This window comes from Pantoea sp. JGM49 (assembly GCF_018257655.1).
GTDB classification, from domain to species: Bacteria; Pseudomonadota; Gammaproteobacteria; order Enterobacterales; family Enterobacteriaceae; genus Pantoea; species Pantoea communis.
This window is the reverse complement of the sequence record NZ_JAERJM010000002.1, coordinates 1-15,292: the sequence shown is the minus strand read 5'-3', so window position 1 is coordinate 15,292 and position 15,292 is coordinate 1. Positions and strand designations below refer to the sequence as shown.

The following is a 15,292-nucleotide window of genomic DNA, read 5'->3' as shown; positions in this document are numbered from 1 at the left end:
GGCGCGGAGTATCGCTGGTCGTTAAACAGCAGGAGCCGGGTGCGTCTCCATCCAGTGATCAGCGATTTGCTGGCGCGTACAAACCCACACATTCTCATGCTGCTGGATATGGTCAAGGAAACGCTGCAAGGCACGGAATTTGCCCGGGCGGCCGAGCAGTCGACAGTGCATGCCAATCGACATCATCTTCGGCGCGGTGTCGCCCTCTTCATACAACACATCAAAGGTGTCACGCAGATAGACAAAGAACTGCTCGGCGGTATTAAAACCCTGTGGCGAGGCGAAGCGCATATCGTTACATTCCAGCGTATAAGGAATGATCAGATGCGGTTTCACCGTGCCATCCTGGCAGGTCACCTGCGTCCAGAACGGAAGATCGTCGCCGTAATAATCGCTGTCATAACTGAAGCCACCGTTCTCCACCACTAAGCGGCGGGTGTTGGGGCTGTCGCGGCCGGTGTACCAGCCGGTAGGCGCTTTACCAAAGAGATCGCGCAGTACATCCACCGCCTGCTGCATGTGCTGACGTTCGGTTTTGGCATCCATCGACTGATAATGGATCCAGCGCCAGCCATGGCTGACTACGTCGTAATCCGCGACTTTGATGGCGTCCACAATCTCCGGATGACGCGCCAGCGCCATCGCCACGCCGAAAACCGTTAATGGCAATCCGCGCTTCTGGAACTCGTTGTGAATGCGCCAAAAGCCTGCGCGCGAACCGTATTCATAGAGAGAATCCATCGACATATGGCGGTCGGCGTAACTGGCGGCGCCAATGATATCGGACAGGAATTGTTCAGATCCGGCATCGCCGTGCAGCACATTGTTTTCTGCCCCCTCTTCATAGTTGAGGACAAACTGCACCGCCACTTTCGCGTTGCCCGGCCACTGTGCGTGCGGCGGATGGTTAGCATAACCAATCAGGTCACGCGGGTAGTTTTTGTTGAAGCTGTACTCTTTCTTTTCAGATACATCGCTCATTCTGTAAATTCCTTAGTCAGTCCTCAACCAGCACTTAGTTTAGGTGCTGAAATGCGCCGCTGAGCGGTTTTTCGATCGGGTAATCTAAATCGCCATGTTTACTGGTACCAAAGCCCAGCGCCACCAGTGATTCCACCATTTTTACCGCAGCGCTGACGCCATCAATCACCGGCAGACCCAGCTCTTTCGTCAGCTCCTGTGCCAGTGAGGCCATACCGCCACAGCCCAGCACTATCGCGCCGCTGCCATCTTCTCGCTTCGCCTGAATGCAACGCTGGCGCACTTTTTCCTGCGCCACACCGCTGCCATCTTCCAGCGCCAGCACCGGGAGATCGATAGCGTGCAACGCCGCACAATGATGGCTAAAGCCATATTGTTGCAGCAGATGGCGGGCAATCACCAGGGTACGCGGTAGCGTGGTGACGATTGAAAAGCGTGTCGCCACCAGCGTTGCCGTGTGCATCGCGGCTTCCGCAATGCCGATCACCGGACCGCTGGCCAGTTCACGCGCGGCCAGCAATCCCGGATCGCCGAAACAGGCAATAATGTGGCCACTCACGCCCTGTGCTTTGCCGACCCTGACCTGTTCCAGTACGCCAATCGCCGCAATGGCTTCATCGAAGTGCCCTTCAATCGAAGGCACCCCCTGGCTCGGACACACCGCCAGAATTTCAGTTCCTGGTGCCGCTACCGCACGTGCGGCTGCACCGATGGTTTCTGTCATCGCCAGGCTGGTATTGGGGTTGATCACCTGAATCAGGCTCATGATGCGGCTCCATTGTGACCGGAAAATAACCGGGTGAAGTCGGGTAAGGTTTCGCCGCTGCGCTCAAAATGCAGGCTGGCCACGATGTGTTGGAAGTGATGCTGTAAGGCTGCGGTGAGCGCGGGAAGATCTTTCTGCCGCAGTAGCTCCACCAGCCGATCGTGATGATCGCAACGACACCCGCGTTGCCAGGGCGCACCATAGGCGGCAATCACTAATGATGAGCGCTGTGTCAGGCGCGTCACCATATCCGTCAGCACCTGATTACCGGAAATCGCCTGTAGCTGAATATGAAAAGCCGCAGAGAGCCGAATTGCCGCCGCACCATCGTGCTGTTCGTGAGCCTGCTGCTCTTCCTCAATGAGTGTGCTCAGGGCAGCAAGGTGTGGTGGCTGAACGTGAGCCAGCACCGCGGGCAAATTGGCGCACTCGAGTAAGCTGCGTGTGGCAAAGATATCGCGCGCCTCGTCAACGCCCGGCGTGGCCACTTGTGCACCACGCCTGGGCGACAAGGTGATCATTTGCACCGCCGCGAGGCGTTGTAGCACCTTGCGAATGCCGGTACGGCTCACACCAAAAGCTTCTGATAGCGCCTCTTCTGGCAATTTGCTGCCCGGTGGCAGCTGATGTTCCACAATGGCGGTGAGTAATGCCTGATAGATGGGTTCGTCGCGATCATTCAGATCGGCAGCCGTTTTCTGGCCTGTTTCGCTCTTCATTACCTGCTCCGGTAAGTGTCTGTGCACAGCACATCGTATACGTGAAATTAATTTTTTGTATACAAGAAATCAATTCTGGCCTGGATCCTGCAATACCGTTTCACGCTGTGATTATTTTTCCCATGTTGTTAGAGGAGCAGGTTTCATGCCAAATCATTCTGAAGTGACCTCCGGGGTGGCCTCTGGCGCCAACGCCCACTACAGTCCACGCCTGTGTAATGAAGATCTGGCGCCCACGCGCGACCAGAACTGGTCGTGGTATAACATTTTCTCTTTCTGGATGTCGGATGTGCACAGCATGGGTGGCTATGTGGTCGCCGCCAGCTTCTTTACGTTGGGACTGGCGAGCTGGCAGGTGCTGCTTTGTCTGCTGGTAGGTATCTGCATCGTACAGTTGTGTGCCAATCTCGTCGCCAAACCGAGCCAGATGGCGGGCGTGCCTTACGCGGTGATTTCACGTCAGGCATTCGGCGTGTTCGGTGCCAATATCCCCGCGGTGATTCGCGGCCTGATCGCTTTCGCCTGGTATGGCATTCAAACCTATTTAGCGGCTAATGCGCTGATGCTGGTACTGCTGAAGTTCTTCCCTTCATTAAGCGGGATGACGCAAAGCAGCTGGCTGGGGTTGTCTCAACTGGGCTGGTGCTGCTTCGGCGTGATGTGGTTCCTGCAGGCGATGGTGTTCTGGCACGGCATGAGCGCGATTAAACGCTTTATCGATGTGGCGGGTCCGGCTGTCTACGTGGTGATGGTGGCGCTAGCGGGCTGGATTGTATACAAAACCGGCTTTGACGGTATCTCCTTTACGCTGGCCAGCAAGCAGTTAAGCACTGGTGAGCAAACCTGGCAGATGATCACCGCCACCGCATTAGTGGTCTCTTACTTCTCTGGCCCATTACTCAACTTTGGTGACTTCTCTCGCTACGGTAAAAGCATGGGGGAAATCCGCCGGGGGAACCGCTGGGGCCTGCCGTTTAACTTCCTGCTGTTCTCGATTGTCACCGTGGTGATCGTGTCAGGTACCCAATCGCTGTTCGGCCGCATGATTACCGATCCCATTGAGACCGTGAGCATGGTTGGCAATGATGTCGCCGTCGCGATTGGTTTACTCACCATGATTATCGCCACTATCGGCATCAACATCGTGGCGAACTTTGTTTCCCCGGCTTTCGACTTCTCAAATTGCTCACCGCAGAAAATCAGTTTCCGTACCGGTGGAATGATTGCCGCAGTGGGTTCTGTTCTGCTGACGCCATGGAATCTGTTCCAGTCACCGGAGTTGATTCATTACACGCTGGATGTGCTGGGCTCCTTTATCGGCCCGCTGTTTGGCATTTTGGTGGCCGATTTCTATCTGATTAAGCGCAGCAAGGTTTACGTTGACGACCTGTTTGATGACACACCAAAAGGACGCTACTGGTATCGCGGGGGCTTTAACCCAAAAGCGATTGCCGCACTGCTGCCGTCGGTAGGTATTTGCCTGGTGATCAGCTTTATTCCGTCACTGCATGCCGTGGCAAACTTCAGCTGGTTTATTGGTGTGGCATTAGGTGCAGGTTGCTATCGCTGGCTGGCTCGCGCCGATCGTGAAGTCTCAGTGGGCACCTATCGTCAGGAAGTGGCGGTGCAGAAGGATTGATCTGGTGATCAGGTTGGCGCCGATGCCAGCCTGAAAAAGCAAAAAGCCGATGCATTTCTGCATCGGCTTCTTTAATGATTGGCGGAACGGACGGGGCTCGAACCCGCGACCCCCTGCGTGACAGGCAGGTATTCTAACCAACTGAACTACCGCTCCGCGCTTTGTTCCCCGTCGAGAACGAGGCGAATATTAATGGCAGCCTTATGAACCGTCAATGCTTTTTCTGAGGGAATGAATCGTTTGCCGATTTTTTCAGCTTTACGTTGCTTTTCCACGCAAAATCAGCCCATTCAGGCCCGCCACAGGCAGCTTCCGCCCTTCTTCAACACTAAATCCAGACGGCTTTCATGTGCGATAATCTCATCATCGCTGGCGTTGACCACGCGTAATCCTGAACTCGGACGCACGATGCGCTGAATGTTATCGCCGGTATTTTGGCTGCTCTGATCGCCTTCCGCCGAGAAAGCCAGCGAAGTTTGGCCGCCCGTCATCATCAGGAACACTTCAGCCAGAATTTCGGCATCGAGCAATGCGCCGTGCAGCGTACGTTTGCTGTTGTCGATTTCGTAGCGATTACACAGTGCATCGAGGCTATTGCGCTTGCCTGGATACATTTTACGCGCCATCGCCAGGCTATCTGTCACCTGACAGAAGGTGTCGGTTTTGCCGATACCGCGCTTAAGCATGCCAAACTCATAATCCATAAAGCCGATATCGAACGACGCGTTATGGATCACCAGCTCTGCACCACGGATGTATTCGAGGAATTCATCGGCGATGTCTGCAAACATCGGCTTATCGGCAAGAAACTCATCGGCAATACCGTGAACGCCGAAAGCTTCCGGATCCACCAGCCGATCGGGCTTGAGATACATATGGAAGTTGTTGCCGGTCAGGCGACGGTTAATCACCTCAACCGCACCGATTTCAATGATGCGATGTCCTTCATAGTGCACACCGATCATGTTCATGCCGGTGGTTTCGGTATCGAGGACGATCTGGCGGTTATTTGCAGTGCTCATAGGACTCGTTTTATGTCAGACTTGGCGTTTTGTCAGAAGGAAGTCTACCAGAGATGCGCAAACAGGTAGAAATATTCACCGATGGATCCTGCCTGGGCAATCCCGGCCCCGGCGGTTACGGTGCCATTTTACGTTATGGCCCACATGAAAAAGAGTTCAGCGCCGGTTATCGACTCACGACCAACAACCGCATGGAAATGATGGCGGCGATTGTGGCGTTAGAGGCGCTAACGCAGCCCTGCGAAGTGGTGCTCAGCACCGACAGTCAGTATGTGCGCCAGGGCATCACCAGTTGGATCCATAACTGGAAAAAGCGCGGCTGGAAAACGGCCGATAAAAAGCCGGTGAAAAATGTCGATCTCTGGAAGCGGCTCGATCTCGCGCTCAGCCACCATGAAATAAAGTGGGAATGGGTAAAAGGCCACGCCGGTCACCCGGAAAACGAGCGCTGCGACGAACTGGCACGCAGCGCAGCCGGTCATCCGACGCAGGATGATGTCGGCTATCAGGTCGAATCCTGATCCTTCACTGCACGAAATTGCCGGGTGGCATTCACCGTTTGTCTGACCTGCGCTTTGTTTAAGCTCTTCTTCGCTTTGGTGGGCGTTAATGGGAATGTTCGTTTGCGTGCCACCACAATGTTCAGACATCCCAGCGCGGGCAGGTGCGCACTGATTACTTTGCCGCCCTGCCGATGCCACGGCACCACTTGAAAACGGGTGCGATAGACCACTTCATAGTTGAGCAGGCTGAGCCAGTCGAGCAAGCGTACCTGGCTGAACATGCGTCCGCTCCATGGCGCACGGGCGTGCAAACCCGGGATACCTTTGCTGATCCCCAGCAGACTGAACGGGTTGAACCCGCTGATAATCATCCAACCATCGTCAATCAGGACGCGATCCACTTCTCGTAACACGCGATGGGGATCCTGACTCCATGCCAGGGTATGCGCCATCAAACAAGCATCAATCGATTTCGCTTCAAAAGGTAATTGCGTGGTATTGGCGATCACCTGCAAGTCATCGCCCTCAATGCCCACATTTACCTGATGCGATATGGCACACTGACGGGTATTGATTTCTGCGCTGAGGCTGCCAAGTTTAAGCATATGAAAGCCATACAGCTTTCCAAGGTAAGGCTGCAACTGCTGCGTGAGTGCATCGCGAAAATAATCGCCCCATGGCATATCGCGCCAGGAGCGCGGCGCAGTCAGAACCTGGCGTGTTTTCGCTGGCTTCATGCTCTACCATCATCCTTTTTCTACGACCTGAGAGGTGTTTATGAATCTTACCAGTATTCCCGCGTTGCAGGATAACTACATCTGGACACTGACGGACGATGATAAAAACTGTCTGATCGTCGATCCCGGCGAGGCTCAACCGGTGCTGGATAAAATCAGAGTCAACAAGTGGCAACCGGTGGCCATTTTACTCACGCATCATCATCACGATCATGTCGGCGGTGTCGCCGAATTATTGCAACACTATCCCGATATCGCGGTTTACGGACCAGAGGAAACCGCGGATAAGGGGGCAAAACACATCGTCTCTGAGAATGATGAATTTACCCTGCTTGGGCTAGATTTCCGTGTCATCGCAACACCCGGACACACTTTAGGACATATCTCATATTTCAGTTCACCTTATCTTTTCTGTGGTGACACGATGTTTTCTGGCGGCTGTGGAAGATTATTTGAAGGCACAGCAGAACAAATGTTTGATTCATTTCAAAAGCTTAACCAACTCCCTGCGGACACCTTGATTTGCTGCGCTCATGAGTACACATTATCCAATATGAAGTTTGCTGCGGCTATTCTGCCTCATGACCCGAAAATTTTGGCAAGGTATCAGCAAATTAAGGACTTACGTGCAGAAAATCGCATTACTTTGCCAACAAAACTGGCACTTGAGCGGGATATAAATTTATTTCTCCGTACGCAAGATGCTGATTTACAAAAGGCTTTGGGGACTAATGTTGCTTCCTCCCCGTTATGGCAAACTTTCGCTGATCTACGCGAGAAGAAAGACCGTTTTTGATATTTAAGGTTGTGTTGTGTGTACCCCTAACGTATAGTTGCTCGTCTTTTAAGCGAACTATTGACACACACATGAAGGCTAAAGCGATCTTACTCGCCTCGGTCTTGCTGGTAGGATGTCAGGCATCAAGGAATGACGCCAATATCCCCGTACAGCATGCACAGAGCCTGTCTTCAGCTGGTCAAGGTGAAAATGGAAAGTACGGAGATCAATTATTATCGCAGCGCTGGCAGGATGATGGAACAAGCCTCGCAGAAGATACCGATCTCTGGAATCACATTAGTGACGAGTTGAAGATGGGGATTCCGGAAAACCCCCGGATCCGCGAACAAAAAACAAAGTTTTTAAAAAATAAGAGCTATCTCCACGATGTAACATTACGGGCAGAGCCGTACATGTACTGGATTGTCGAGCAGATACAGAAACGTAAAATGCCGATGGAACTGGTACTGCTACCCATAGTGGAGAGCGCTTTTGACCCACATGCAACATCTTCTGCGAATGCCGCTGGCATCTGGCAGATTGTTGCACAAACGGGCAAAAACTATGGTTTGAAACAGAACCAATGGTATGACGGACGCCGCGATGTGGTGGCCTCGACCAAAGTTGCGCTGGATATGATGCAGCGTCTGAACGGTATGTTTGACGGTGACTGGTTGTTAACAGTGGCCGCCTATAACAGCGGTGAAGGACGCGTGCTGAAAGCGATAAAACAGAATAAGGCGCGCGGCAAGCCGACTGATTTCTGGCATTTATCGTTACCACGCGAAACCACGGTCTATGTACCTAAGATGTTGGCCTTGAGTGAAATCCTCAAGAACAACAAGCAGTACGGTATCAAATTGCCGACCCCGAACGAAAGCCGTGCTTTAGCACGTGTGGAAGTGGGACAGCAAATTGAACTGACGCAGGCTGCAGATATGGCCGGCATGTCGCTCAACAAGTTGAAGAGCTTCAACGCCGGTTATAAAAATGGCACCACTGCGCCAAACGGACCGCACTATATTATGGTGCCTAAGTCCAACGTTGCTAAACTGCGCAATTCACTGGCATCCGGTGACATTGCATCCGTGCAGCCTGTTGAAATGGCGAAAGTCAGTGCAGCAGGAAACAACTACACGGTACGCAAAGGCGACACCTTGTCAGCAATTGCTAACAAGCTTGGCGTCAGCGTCAGTGCACTGAAACAGCAGAACAACTTGCGTAGCGCTTCCGTTCGCATCGGTCAGAAATTGACGGTGGGCGGTAAAGCAACGCAGTTGGCGGATAACGGCAACAGCATCACCTACCGTGTACGTAAGGGTGATTCTTTTGCCAGTATTGCAAAACGTCATGGTGTGAACACCCAGGATGTTATGCGCTGGAACAGTGATGCTAAAGACATTCAGCCGGGCGATAAGCTCACGCTGTTTGTGAAGAATAGCGCAACACCTGATACCTAATGCGTCGAAAAGGCTGACTTTTGTCAGCCTTTTTCATTTTTATTACCTCAACGAGGTCGTGGCAACCTGTTATCTCTCTCCTCATTCCCCTTCTGAAGACTTTTATCCCGATTAAAAACCCTTAGACGTGATGTTGGTCAAATATCCACCTGGAGCAACTTGTATGGTAGAAGCCAACCGATGGTGTTAACGAAAGGCGCCGCATTCGTAATTTAAATGTTACATGGCGTGCATTCACTCTATCGCTGAACCGTAAGTTCAGTGATTTGATAAACCATCGGTAGGATAAGGGTTGAGAATGAGCGATAGCCTTAACGAACAGCTTAAGGAAGCAGGTAATGCTTCAGGGCAGCAAACGAACACGACAACACCACGCTGGTTACCACGTGCCCATTCTTTATCATGGGCCATGCTGGTCATCACGACACTTGCTATCTTGATGAACTCGATAGACCGTATCATCTTACCCACCCTATTGCCGGCAATAATGAAGGATTTCAATCTTAGTGAAGTGCAGGCTGGGTGGATTAACTCGCTAAGCTTCTTCGGTACGTTATCAGGTGCGGTGCTATTTGGCCTGCTTTCCGATTATATCGGTAGCGGTTATCGCCGCTCCTATAGCTGGTGCCTGGCAGTTTTGGTGGAGATCATATCTGGTGTTGCTACAGCATTTTGCAAATCGCTGGGGGCATTTCAGGCGCTGCGTGTTTTTATGGGGATGGGTACCGGCGGCTCAGAGCCAATTAATGTGGCATTGCTCGGCGAGTGGTGGCAAAAAGAAAATCGAGGTTTCGCCATTGGCGTACATCACACCGGTTTTCCGCTTCGGCAATTCATTGGTCCGATTTTAATTGCAGCGATTTTAATGTTTGGTGATTGGCGCCATGCATTTCTGTTTATCCCTTTGATCGGATTAATCATCGTGGTATTGCAGTTGATTATAGGAACCAAAAAAAATCATCAACGCGTCTTTAATTGGATCGACGAACACAAATTGACTCGCCCGATCGAAGCCAAACCGCAGAAATCCAGCCTGAAAAATTCCTTTAGCTGCCTTAAAAACCGTAATTGCCTGATTGCGATTGCACTGGTCTTTGGTTTTATCTGGGCTGAAATGGGGATTGCAAACTTCTTAACCCTCCAACTCACACGTGAGGTCGGTTTGGACCTATCCACCGCCGCCATCATTTCGGGTGCTTCGGGCATCACCGGCTGGATTGGTCAGATCGTTTGGGCAGTTTTTCGGATAAACGCGGGCGTAAGACATCTCTGACGATCATTATCGCGGGCTGGATCCTTGCCTGTTCGCTCTGCATTTTTATTCATTCTGTTGCACTTGCCTGGGGGATCCTGATTTTTTGGGGGCTGTTCCGCAATTCGCCCTATCCTGTTGCGTATGCGCTGCTGATTGAACCTTCACCTCATGCAGCAGCTTCGAGCCTTGGATTGATGATTGGTTTGGCGGTGGGTATCGCTGGCATTCTGGTCGCCCCTGTTAGCGGCTGGATTATCCATACGTGGGGTTTCAGCGTGCACTATGCCGTAATCGTCGGGATGCTGCTGCTTTCTTGCATTCCCCTTGCCCTGCTCAAAGAAACGGTAAATGTGAATAAGTGAGGATGACATGACAGCTCTCTGGAAACAGATTCGCAGCAGCAAAATAGTAGAACTGAGTCATTTACATCAAACCAGCATGCCCGTATGGCCGACACACCCGAAATTTATCCGTGCGGATAATGAAACTTATTCAACCGGCGATGGAAATTATAACTGCCAGATAATCATGGGGGATCATTGCGGGACCCATGTCGATGCTCCCTCACACTTTATTGAAGGTGGCAAGACAATTGAAAACATTGATGTATGCCAGTTAATGGGCCGGGGCCTGCTGCTGGATATGCGACATATTGCGCCCAGCCACACTTTTGGTGTTAAGGATATTCAACTTTGGGAAAGGGACTTTGGCGCAATTGAGGCTGATGACATCGTCATTTTTCGCACAGGCTGGCATGAAAAATGGGCTCTTAAACCCGATCACAGCGCATTTCTGCAGGATTGGCCGGGGCTTTCTGCAGAAGCTGCTGCTTATCTGATTGCAAAAGGTGTAAAGGTATTTGGCACCGATGCCCTCTCGCTTGATGCCTTTGGCAATGCAGAAAATCCCGCGCATTTAGCTGTACTGGGTAACGATAATCTTATTATCGAAAATCTGGCCAACTTAGAGATGTTGCCTGCGCACTTTTGCTTTCTTGCACTACCACTTCGAATTGAGCGCGGGTCAGCCTCGCCGGTGCGGGCGATTGCGTTCATTGAGACTTAGCGGGCAAGCGCTGTTGGCGTGAACTCGACTAACAGTGGATTGTGATCAGAAGCGCGCGTGACCAGCACAGAAGCCTCGCTAACTTTCATATCACGGTAGAAGACAAAATCTAACGGACGGCCAAACGCTTTACGCCGATGGTCATCCGTGAAATTCACTTCGTGTAATGCCATCTCTGCGGCAAAGCGATACAGCGCGTTCATGCGCTGACGGCTCCAGGCATTGAAATCGCCGGCCATGATCACCGGTCCGCGATGATGTTGAATCTGTTCGCCAATCGGACCAAGTTGCTTGCTGTAGACATCCACGCCAAGGCTGAAATTCACCGCGTGGATATTGACCACCATCAGCATTTCGCCGGTCGGCAGTGGATAGGCCGTCACCAGCGCCGACTTAGCCAGGCGTAACAAAGGTTCGCGTTCACGCAATGGACAACAATACACAGGATGCGCAGAAGCCAGCGTCATCACGCCGGAGGGATGTTGGGGTAAGACGAAGGCAGGCACCTGATCGGCCGCCAGGTAGTTACTGGTAGCGAATTTGACCAACTCAGGGGTGGTTTGTGCTTCCTGAAGTAAAACCAGGTGAGCATCTTTACCGAAACCCTGCAGTACGGACATCCAATCTGCCCGCTGCTGCTTGAAGATATTCCAGACTAAAACCCGCAATGCAGGATCCGCAGGTAACGGTGCACCAGGCGGCAGCGCCTGTCCCAGATGCAACATCGCCCCAGGCGGAAATATCCGCTCTGCAGGCTGACCCGCTGTATAACGCATTGCATATGTTTTCTTTCGCACTTTCCCGCCTGGCTGATTTACGACTACAACTTCACCTGACAGTTATAGGGATTTTAGGACAGGGTTTCAATTGGCGTTGTTAATTGTCGGAATTAGCTTCACAGCATATTACGGTAACAACCCGCCCTTTAGCGGGTTGTTGACCTCATTATTCCGTGGCAAATGCAGTACGGGGTTTGTCGAGCTGACCGCTCAGTCTTACCAGCAATAGCGCGATAAAAACAATGACAGCGCCAACCCAAGGGGTTTGAGCCAGACCGTAGTGTTCGACAATATGACCACCAACCAATGACCCTAGTGCAATCCCGATGTTAAACGCCGCGATATTCAGTCCTGACGCCACATCAACTGCACCAGGCGCATAGGACTCAGCCTTCTGCACCACATAGACCTGCAGGCCCGGTACGTTAGCGAAGGCAAAAATCCCCATTACCAGCACCGTTGCCAGCGCCATAAAGTGTGTATTAGCCGTAAACTGGAATATCAACAGCAATACCGCCAATGTGCTAAAGATCAGCGTTAACGCGGGTACAGCCCCGTGACGATCGGCCAACTTGCCGCCCCAGATATTGCCGATGGCTACAGAGATACCATACCCCAGCAGAATGATACTGACCGCTGTCGGGGAAAAACCGGCTAATGACTGCATCATCGGCGCCAGGAAAGTAAAGGCAGTAAACACACCACCGTAGCCCAGCGCGGTGATGGCATAAATTAATAGCAGGCGTGGATTCACCATGACGCGCGCTTGCTGCGCCAGAGTAGTAACAGGTGGCTGCGCAATATTACGTGGTATCAGTACCATGCTGCTGACTAAAGCAATCACACCCAACATGGAAACTGCGAGGAAACTTTCACGCCACCCAAAGTGCTGACCAATCAGTGTACCCAAGGGCACTCCGGTTACCAATGCCACCGTCAGACCGCCAAACATGATGGCGATGGCACTTGCAGCCTTCTCCTTACTCACCAGACTGGTCGCAATCGTTGAACCGACCGAGAAGAATACACCGTGCGCGAGTCCCGTTAGCAAGCGAGCAACGACCAACGTCTCATAGTTCGGTGCCAACCAGGCGACCAGGTTGCCCACCGTAAAAAGCACCATCAGCCCTATCAGCAGTGGCTTGCGCGGCACTTTGCCGGTTAAAGCAGTAAGCACTGGCGCCCCCACGGCGACACCAAGGGCGTAAATTGAGACCAACATACCTGCTGAAGGTAGCGTGATGTTAAGTTGTTCCGCAATCGTAGGGATTAAGCCTACGATCACGAACTCAGTGGTTCCGATAGCGAAGGCGCTGATAGTCAGCGCCCAGAGTGCAAGTGGCATGATTGACTCCCATGTATGTTTTGATGGGCGCCATTATCGACTCATGCTTTAATGACAAAAAGATGCAAAGTGAGAATAGACTTTTGCCTCGGGGAGCATAATGAAAGCATCGTCGGATGAGTTGAAAGTTTTTATTGCTGTGGTCGAAAGCGGTAGTTTTAGCCGTGCGGCGGAACAACTGCAGATGGCGAATTCGGCGGTGAGCCGTACAGTTAAAAAGCTGGAGAATAAACTTGGAGTGGCATTACTCACGCGCACCACGCGTCAGCTCGCGCTCACTCAGGAAGGTGAGGACTACTTTAAACGCGTTCAGAAACTTATGCAGGAGATGTCGACCGCTGAAAATGAGCTCATGGAACGTCAGCAGGCTCCGCAAGGTCTTCTGCGCATAGACGCTGCCACGCCGGTCATTCTGCATTTGATTCTGCCGATGATTAAACCCTTCCGTGAGCGCTACCCCGACGTCACCCTGTCGCTTATCTCGTCGGAGAGCTTTATCAATCTGATTGAACGTAAAGTCGATGTAGCTATTCGCGCAGGCAACCTGACGGATTCGACCTTACGAGCACGTTTGCTGTTTATCAGCTATCGCAAATTGGTAGCAACTCCGGCTTATCTGGCGAAAAGGGGTGTCCCCCTCTCTACATCGGATTTGATAAATCATGAATGCCTTGGATTTGTAGAACCGCTGCGCCTGAACCGTTGGCCTGTGTCTGAGAATGGTCATGACCTTTATGACATCGTGCCGGGAATGTCCTCAAACAGCGGTGAAACTATTAAACAACTTTGTCTCGATGATCAAGGTATCGCTTGTTTGTCCGATTATATGGTAGACAGTGAAATCGCGGATGGGACATTTATTGAGGTGTTGGCACAACAGCGAGTACCCGTAGCGATGCCGTTCAACGCGGTCTATTACAGCGATCTGGGCGTTAGCCAACGAGCACGTGCTTTTATCGACTTTCTCAGTGAGTGGGTTAAGCAACAGCCCTGGCGAATGCAGGACTGAATATTTCGTCACTTAATCCCAGTCCGGAGCCAACCCTTCAGGGCTAACCAACCGCTGCTGGCGATCCAGTGATGAGATGCTTTTCATATCCTCCGCATCAAGCATTAAGTTAGCAGCATCCATATTGCTGGCCAGATTATCGCGCTTAGTTGAAGAAGGGATCACGCTGAAGCCAGATTGCATCGCCCACGCCAGAACGATTTGTGCCGGTGTCGCCTGATGTTTGTGCGCAATCGACTGGATGGTCGCATCCCTTAGTGCCTCTCCATAAGCCAGTGTCATGTAAGACGTGATATGCAATCCTTGCTGCTTAGCAAATTCAACAACTTCGCGGTTTTGCAGGAACGGATGGAGTTCAATCTGGTTAGTGGCGATGTTTTCAATGCCAACCGCAGCAATGGCCTCTTTCATCAACGCAATCGGGAAGTTTGAAATGCCGATTTGACGCGTCAGCCCTGCTTCTTTCGCAGCCATTAATGCCTGCATACTCTCTTTTACCGATACTACTGCGCCGGGTGAAGGCCAGTGGATCAATGTAAGATCAACATAATTGGTGCGCAGTTTTGACAGACTTTGCTGCAAACTCGGTATTAGCTTTTCAGCCGATAGGTTTTCGATCCAGATCTTGGTAGTAATAAAGAGTTGATGACGAGCTATGCCACTTTCAGCAATAGCCTGACCAACAGCGGCTTCATTTTCATAGATTTGGGCAGTATCGACCGCACGGTATCCGAGTTCCAGTGCCGTTTTCACGGAATGGATTACAACATCATCTTGCAGGCGAAAAGTGCCTAAACCAAAGGCTGGGATTGTCATGATTTCCTCATCGTTTGTGGATTATTGCGATGGGAAGTATTTTGGCAGCTTTATTGTTGACGAAAAATCCGCTTATAAGCAGAAGAATATTGCGTTTAAATCAATAATTAACACTGAATTTTGCACATGAAAAAGCCCTGACTTATTAAGTCAGGGCTATTCAATTAAGTGGCGGAACGGACGGGGCTCGAACCCGCGACCCCCTGCGTGACAGGCAGGTATTCTAACCAACTGAACTACCGCTCCACCGATTCTGTACCAAAATCAGAAAACCGTTCTGACTTCGGGTGTTTCGCCCTTTCAGTGTCACCTGAAAGGTCACGACTCACGAATGAGTCTTAATTTGATGCCTGGCAGTTCCCTACTCTCGCATGGGGAGACCCCACACTACCATCGGCGCTACGGCGTTTCACTTCTG

The 15,292-nt window shown here is 51.6% G+C and carries 17 protein-coding genes and 2 tRNA genes; 8 read left to right on the top strand and 11 right to left on the bottom strand.

Translation table 11 applies throughout. The features are described from left to right. Positions 1-21 precede the first annotated feature (21 nt). Genes puuE through JK231_RS03205 form a run of 3 tightly spaced genes read right to left on the bottom strand, consistent with a single transcriptional unit; the run spans position 22 to position 2,466 of the window. Entirely contained in the window at positions 22-981 is a 960-nt protein-coding gene (gene puuE, locus JK231_RS03215) for an allantoinase PuuE (RefSeq protein WP_097117572.1), read from the bottom strand. 34 nt (positions 982-1,015) lie between these two features. Continuing rightward, the gene (hpxA, locus tag JK231_RS03210; protein ID WP_097117573.1) at positions 1,016-1,747 is read right to left on the bottom strand and encodes an allantoin racemase; all 732 of its coding nucleotides are present in this window, start codon (positions 1,745-1,747) and stop codon (positions 1,016-1,018) included. Then, on the bottom strand, positions 1,744-2,466 hold the full coding sequence (locus tag JK231_RS03205; protein ID WP_097117574.1) for a GntR family transcriptional regulator: 723 nt from the start codon (positions 2,464-2,466) through the stop codon (positions 1,744-1,746). Before JK231_RS03205 ends, hpxA begins: the two co-directional genes overlap by 4 nt. 145 nt (positions 2,467-2,611) lie before the next feature. Here JK231_RS03205 and JK231_RS03200 point away from each other — a divergent pair, with 145 nt between their 5' ends. After that, positions 2,612-4,105: an NCS1 family nucleobase:cation symporter-1 gene (locus JK231_RS03200; RefSeq protein WP_034825407.1), complete on the top strand. Its 1,494-nt coding sequence runs from the start codon at positions 2,612-2,614 to the stop codon at positions 4,103-4,105. 79 nt (positions 4,106-4,184) lie between these two features. Here JK231_RS03200 and JK231_RS03195 read toward each other — a convergent pair. The 3 genes from JK231_RS03195 to dnaQ form a co-directional block, all read right to left on the bottom strand. Beyond that, positions 4,185-4,261 (bottom strand) — tRNA-Asp (locus JK231_RS03195). Further along, a complete protein-coding gene (locus JK231_RS25640; RefSeq protein WP_255464768.1) occupies positions 4,252-4,380 on the bottom strand; it encodes a hypothetical protein in 129 nt (42 codons plus the stop codon). The genes JK231_RS03195 and JK231_RS25640 overlap by 10 nt, the downstream gene beginning before the upstream one ends. 15 nt (positions 4,381-4,395) lie before the next feature. Continuing rightward, a complete protein-coding gene (gene dnaQ / locus JK231_RS03190) occupies positions 4,396-5,127 on the bottom strand; it encodes a DNA polymerase III subunit epsilon (protein WP_034825408.1) in 732 nt (243 codons plus the stop codon). Between the two features lie 53 nt (positions 5,128-5,180). On the opposite strand from dnaQ, the gene rnhA reads away from it, so the two are divergent. Next, positions 5,181-5,648 carry a ribonuclease HI gene (gene rnhA / locus JK231_RS03185; protein WP_034825410.1) on the top strand — a complete coding sequence of 156 codons (468 nt, stop codon included), beginning with the start codon at positions 5,181-5,183 and terminating at the stop codon, positions 5,646-5,648. On the opposite strand, the gene JK231_RS03180 is transcribed toward rnhA, so the two are convergent. Next, on the bottom strand, positions 5,633-6,367 hold the full coding sequence (locus tag JK231_RS03180; protein ID WP_097117577.1) for a class I SAM-dependent methyltransferase: 735 nt from the start codon (positions 6,365-6,367) through the stop codon (positions 5,633-5,635). The genes rnhA and JK231_RS03180 overlap by 16 nt on opposite strands. A 40-nt stretch (positions 6,368-6,407) precedes the next feature. Here JK231_RS03180 and gloB point away from each other — a divergent pair, with 40 nt between their 5' ends. The 5 genes from gloB to JK231_RS03160 all read left to right on the top strand — a co-directional run bounded on the left by gloB (position 6,408) and on the right by JK231_RS03160 (position 10,925). Next, positions 6,408-7,163 carry a hydroxyacylglutathione hydrolase gene (gloB, locus tag JK231_RS03175; RefSeq protein WP_211727991.1) on the top strand — a complete coding sequence of 252 codons (756 nt, stop codon included), beginning with the start codon at positions 6,408-6,410 and terminating at the stop codon, positions 7,161-7,163. Positions 7,164-7,234: 71 nt separating this feature from the next. Then, positions 7,235-8,605: a murein transglycosylase D gene (mltD, locus tag JK231_RS03170; protein ID WP_034825415.1), complete on the top strand. Its 1,371-nt coding sequence runs from the start codon at positions 7,235-7,237 to the stop codon at positions 8,603-8,605. A gap of 298 nt (positions 8,606-8,903) precedes the next feature. Then, positions 8,904-9,878 (top strand): MFS transporter, encoded by a 975-nt coding sequence (locus JK231_RS03165; RefSeq protein ID WP_249221613.1) that lies wholly within the window; start codon positions 8,904-8,906, stop codon positions 9,876-9,878. Further along, complete coding sequence (locus JK231_RS25450; RefSeq protein WP_249221612.1) at positions 9,836-10,222, top strand: MFS transporter; 387 nt, start codon at positions 9,836-9,838, stop codon at positions 10,220-10,222. Before JK231_RS03165 ends, JK231_RS25450 begins: the two co-directional genes overlap by 43 nt. A 7-nt stretch (positions 10,223-10,229) precedes the next feature. After that, on the top strand, positions 10,230-10,925 hold the full coding sequence (locus tag JK231_RS03160; protein WP_211727990.1) for a cyclase family protein: 696 nt from the start codon (positions 10,230-10,232) through the stop codon (positions 10,923-10,925). On the opposite strand, the gene JK231_RS03155 is transcribed toward JK231_RS03160, so the two are convergent. After that, on the bottom strand, positions 10,922-11,722 hold the full coding sequence (locus JK231_RS03155; protein WP_058961574.1) for an endonuclease/exonuclease/phosphatase family protein: 801 nt from the start codon (positions 11,720-11,722) through the stop codon (positions 10,922-10,924). The two genes, JK231_RS03160 and JK231_RS03155, sit on opposite strands and share 4 nt — an antisense overlap. A 148-nt stretch (positions 11,723-11,870) precedes the next feature. Further along, positions 11,871-13,049 carry an MFS transporter gene (locus JK231_RS03150; protein ID WP_211727989.1) on the bottom strand — a complete coding sequence of 393 codons (1,179 nt, stop codon included), beginning with the start codon at positions 13,047-13,049 and terminating at the stop codon, positions 11,871-11,873. 100 nt (positions 13,050-13,149) lie between these two features. On the opposite strand from JK231_RS03150, the gene yafC reads away from it, so the two are divergent. Continuing rightward, positions 13,150-14,058 (top strand): DNA-binding transcriptional regulator YafC, encoded by a 909-nt coding sequence (yafC, locus tag JK231_RS03145; RefSeq protein ID WP_211727988.1) that lies wholly within the window; start codon positions 13,150-13,152, stop codon positions 14,056-14,058. Positions 14,059-14,070: 12 nt separating this feature from the next. Here yafC and dkgB read toward each other — a convergent pair whose 3' ends face one another. Both dkgB and JK231_RS03135 read right to left on the bottom strand, forming a co-directional pair. Beyond that, positions 14,071-14,874, bottom strand: a complete 804-nt coding sequence (gene dkgB / locus JK231_RS03140) for a 2,5-didehydrogluconate reductase DkgB (RefSeq protein ID WP_211727987.1) — start codon at positions 14,872-14,874, stop codon at positions 14,071-14,073. Positions 14,875-15,043: 169 nt separating this feature from the next. Beyond that, a tRNA-Asp gene (locus tag JK231_RS03135) sits at positions 15,044-15,120 on the bottom strand. Between the last annotated feature and the right edge of the window lie 172 nt (positions 15,121-15,292).

Coding starts and splice junctions, on each gene's coding strand:
- hpxA (WP_097117573.1), bottom strand. CDS start 1,747: ATGAGCCTGATTCAGGTGATCAACCCCAATACCAGCCTGGCGATGACA.
- JK231_RS03160 (WP_211727990.1), top strand. CDS start 10,230: ATGACAGCTCTCTGGAAACAGATTCGCAGCAGCAAAATAGTAGAACTG.
- JK231_RS03180 (WP_097117577.1), bottom strand. CDS start 6,367: ATGAAGCCAGCGAAAACACGCCAGGTTCTGACTGCGCCGCGCTCCTGG.
- dnaQ (WP_034825408.1), bottom strand. CDS start 5,127: ATGAGCACTGCAAATAACCGCCAGATCGTCCTCGATACCGAAACCACC.
- yafC (WP_211727988.1), top strand. CDS start 13,150: ATGAAAGCATCGTCGGATGAGTTGAAAGTTTTTATTGCTGTGGTCGAA.
- JK231_RS03150 (WP_211727989.1), bottom strand. CDS start 13,049: ATGCCACTTGCACTCTGGGCGCTGACTATCAGCGCCTTCGCTATCGGA.
- JK231_RS03200 (WP_034825407.1), top strand. CDS start 2,612: ATGCCAAATCATTCTGAAGTGACCTCCGGGGTGGCCTCTGGCGCCAAC.
- gloB (WP_211727991.1), top strand. CDS start 6,408: ATGAATCTTACCAGTATTCCCGCGTTGCAGGATAACTACATCTGGACA.
- JK231_RS03165 (WP_249221613.1), top strand. CDS start 8,904: ATGAGCGATAGCCTTAACGAACAGCTTAAGGAAGCAGGTAATGCTTCA.
- mltD (WP_034825415.1), top strand. CDS start 7,235: ATGAAGGCTAAAGCGATCTTACTCGCCTCGGTCTTGCTGGTAGGATGT.
- JK231_RS03205 (WP_097117574.1), bottom strand. CDS start 2,466: ATGAAGAGCGAAACAGGCCAGAAAACGGCTGCCGATCTGAATGATCGC.
- puuE (WP_097117572.1), bottom strand. CDS start 981: ATGAGCGATGTATCTGAAAAGAAAGAGTACAGCTTCAACAAAAACTAC.
- rnhA (WP_034825410.1), top strand. CDS start 5,181: ATGCGCAAACAGGTAGAAATATTCACCGATGGATCCTGCCTGGGCAAT.
- dkgB (WP_211727987.1), bottom strand. CDS start 14,874: ATGACAATCCCAGCCTTTGGTTTAGGCACTTTTCGCCTGCAAGATGAT.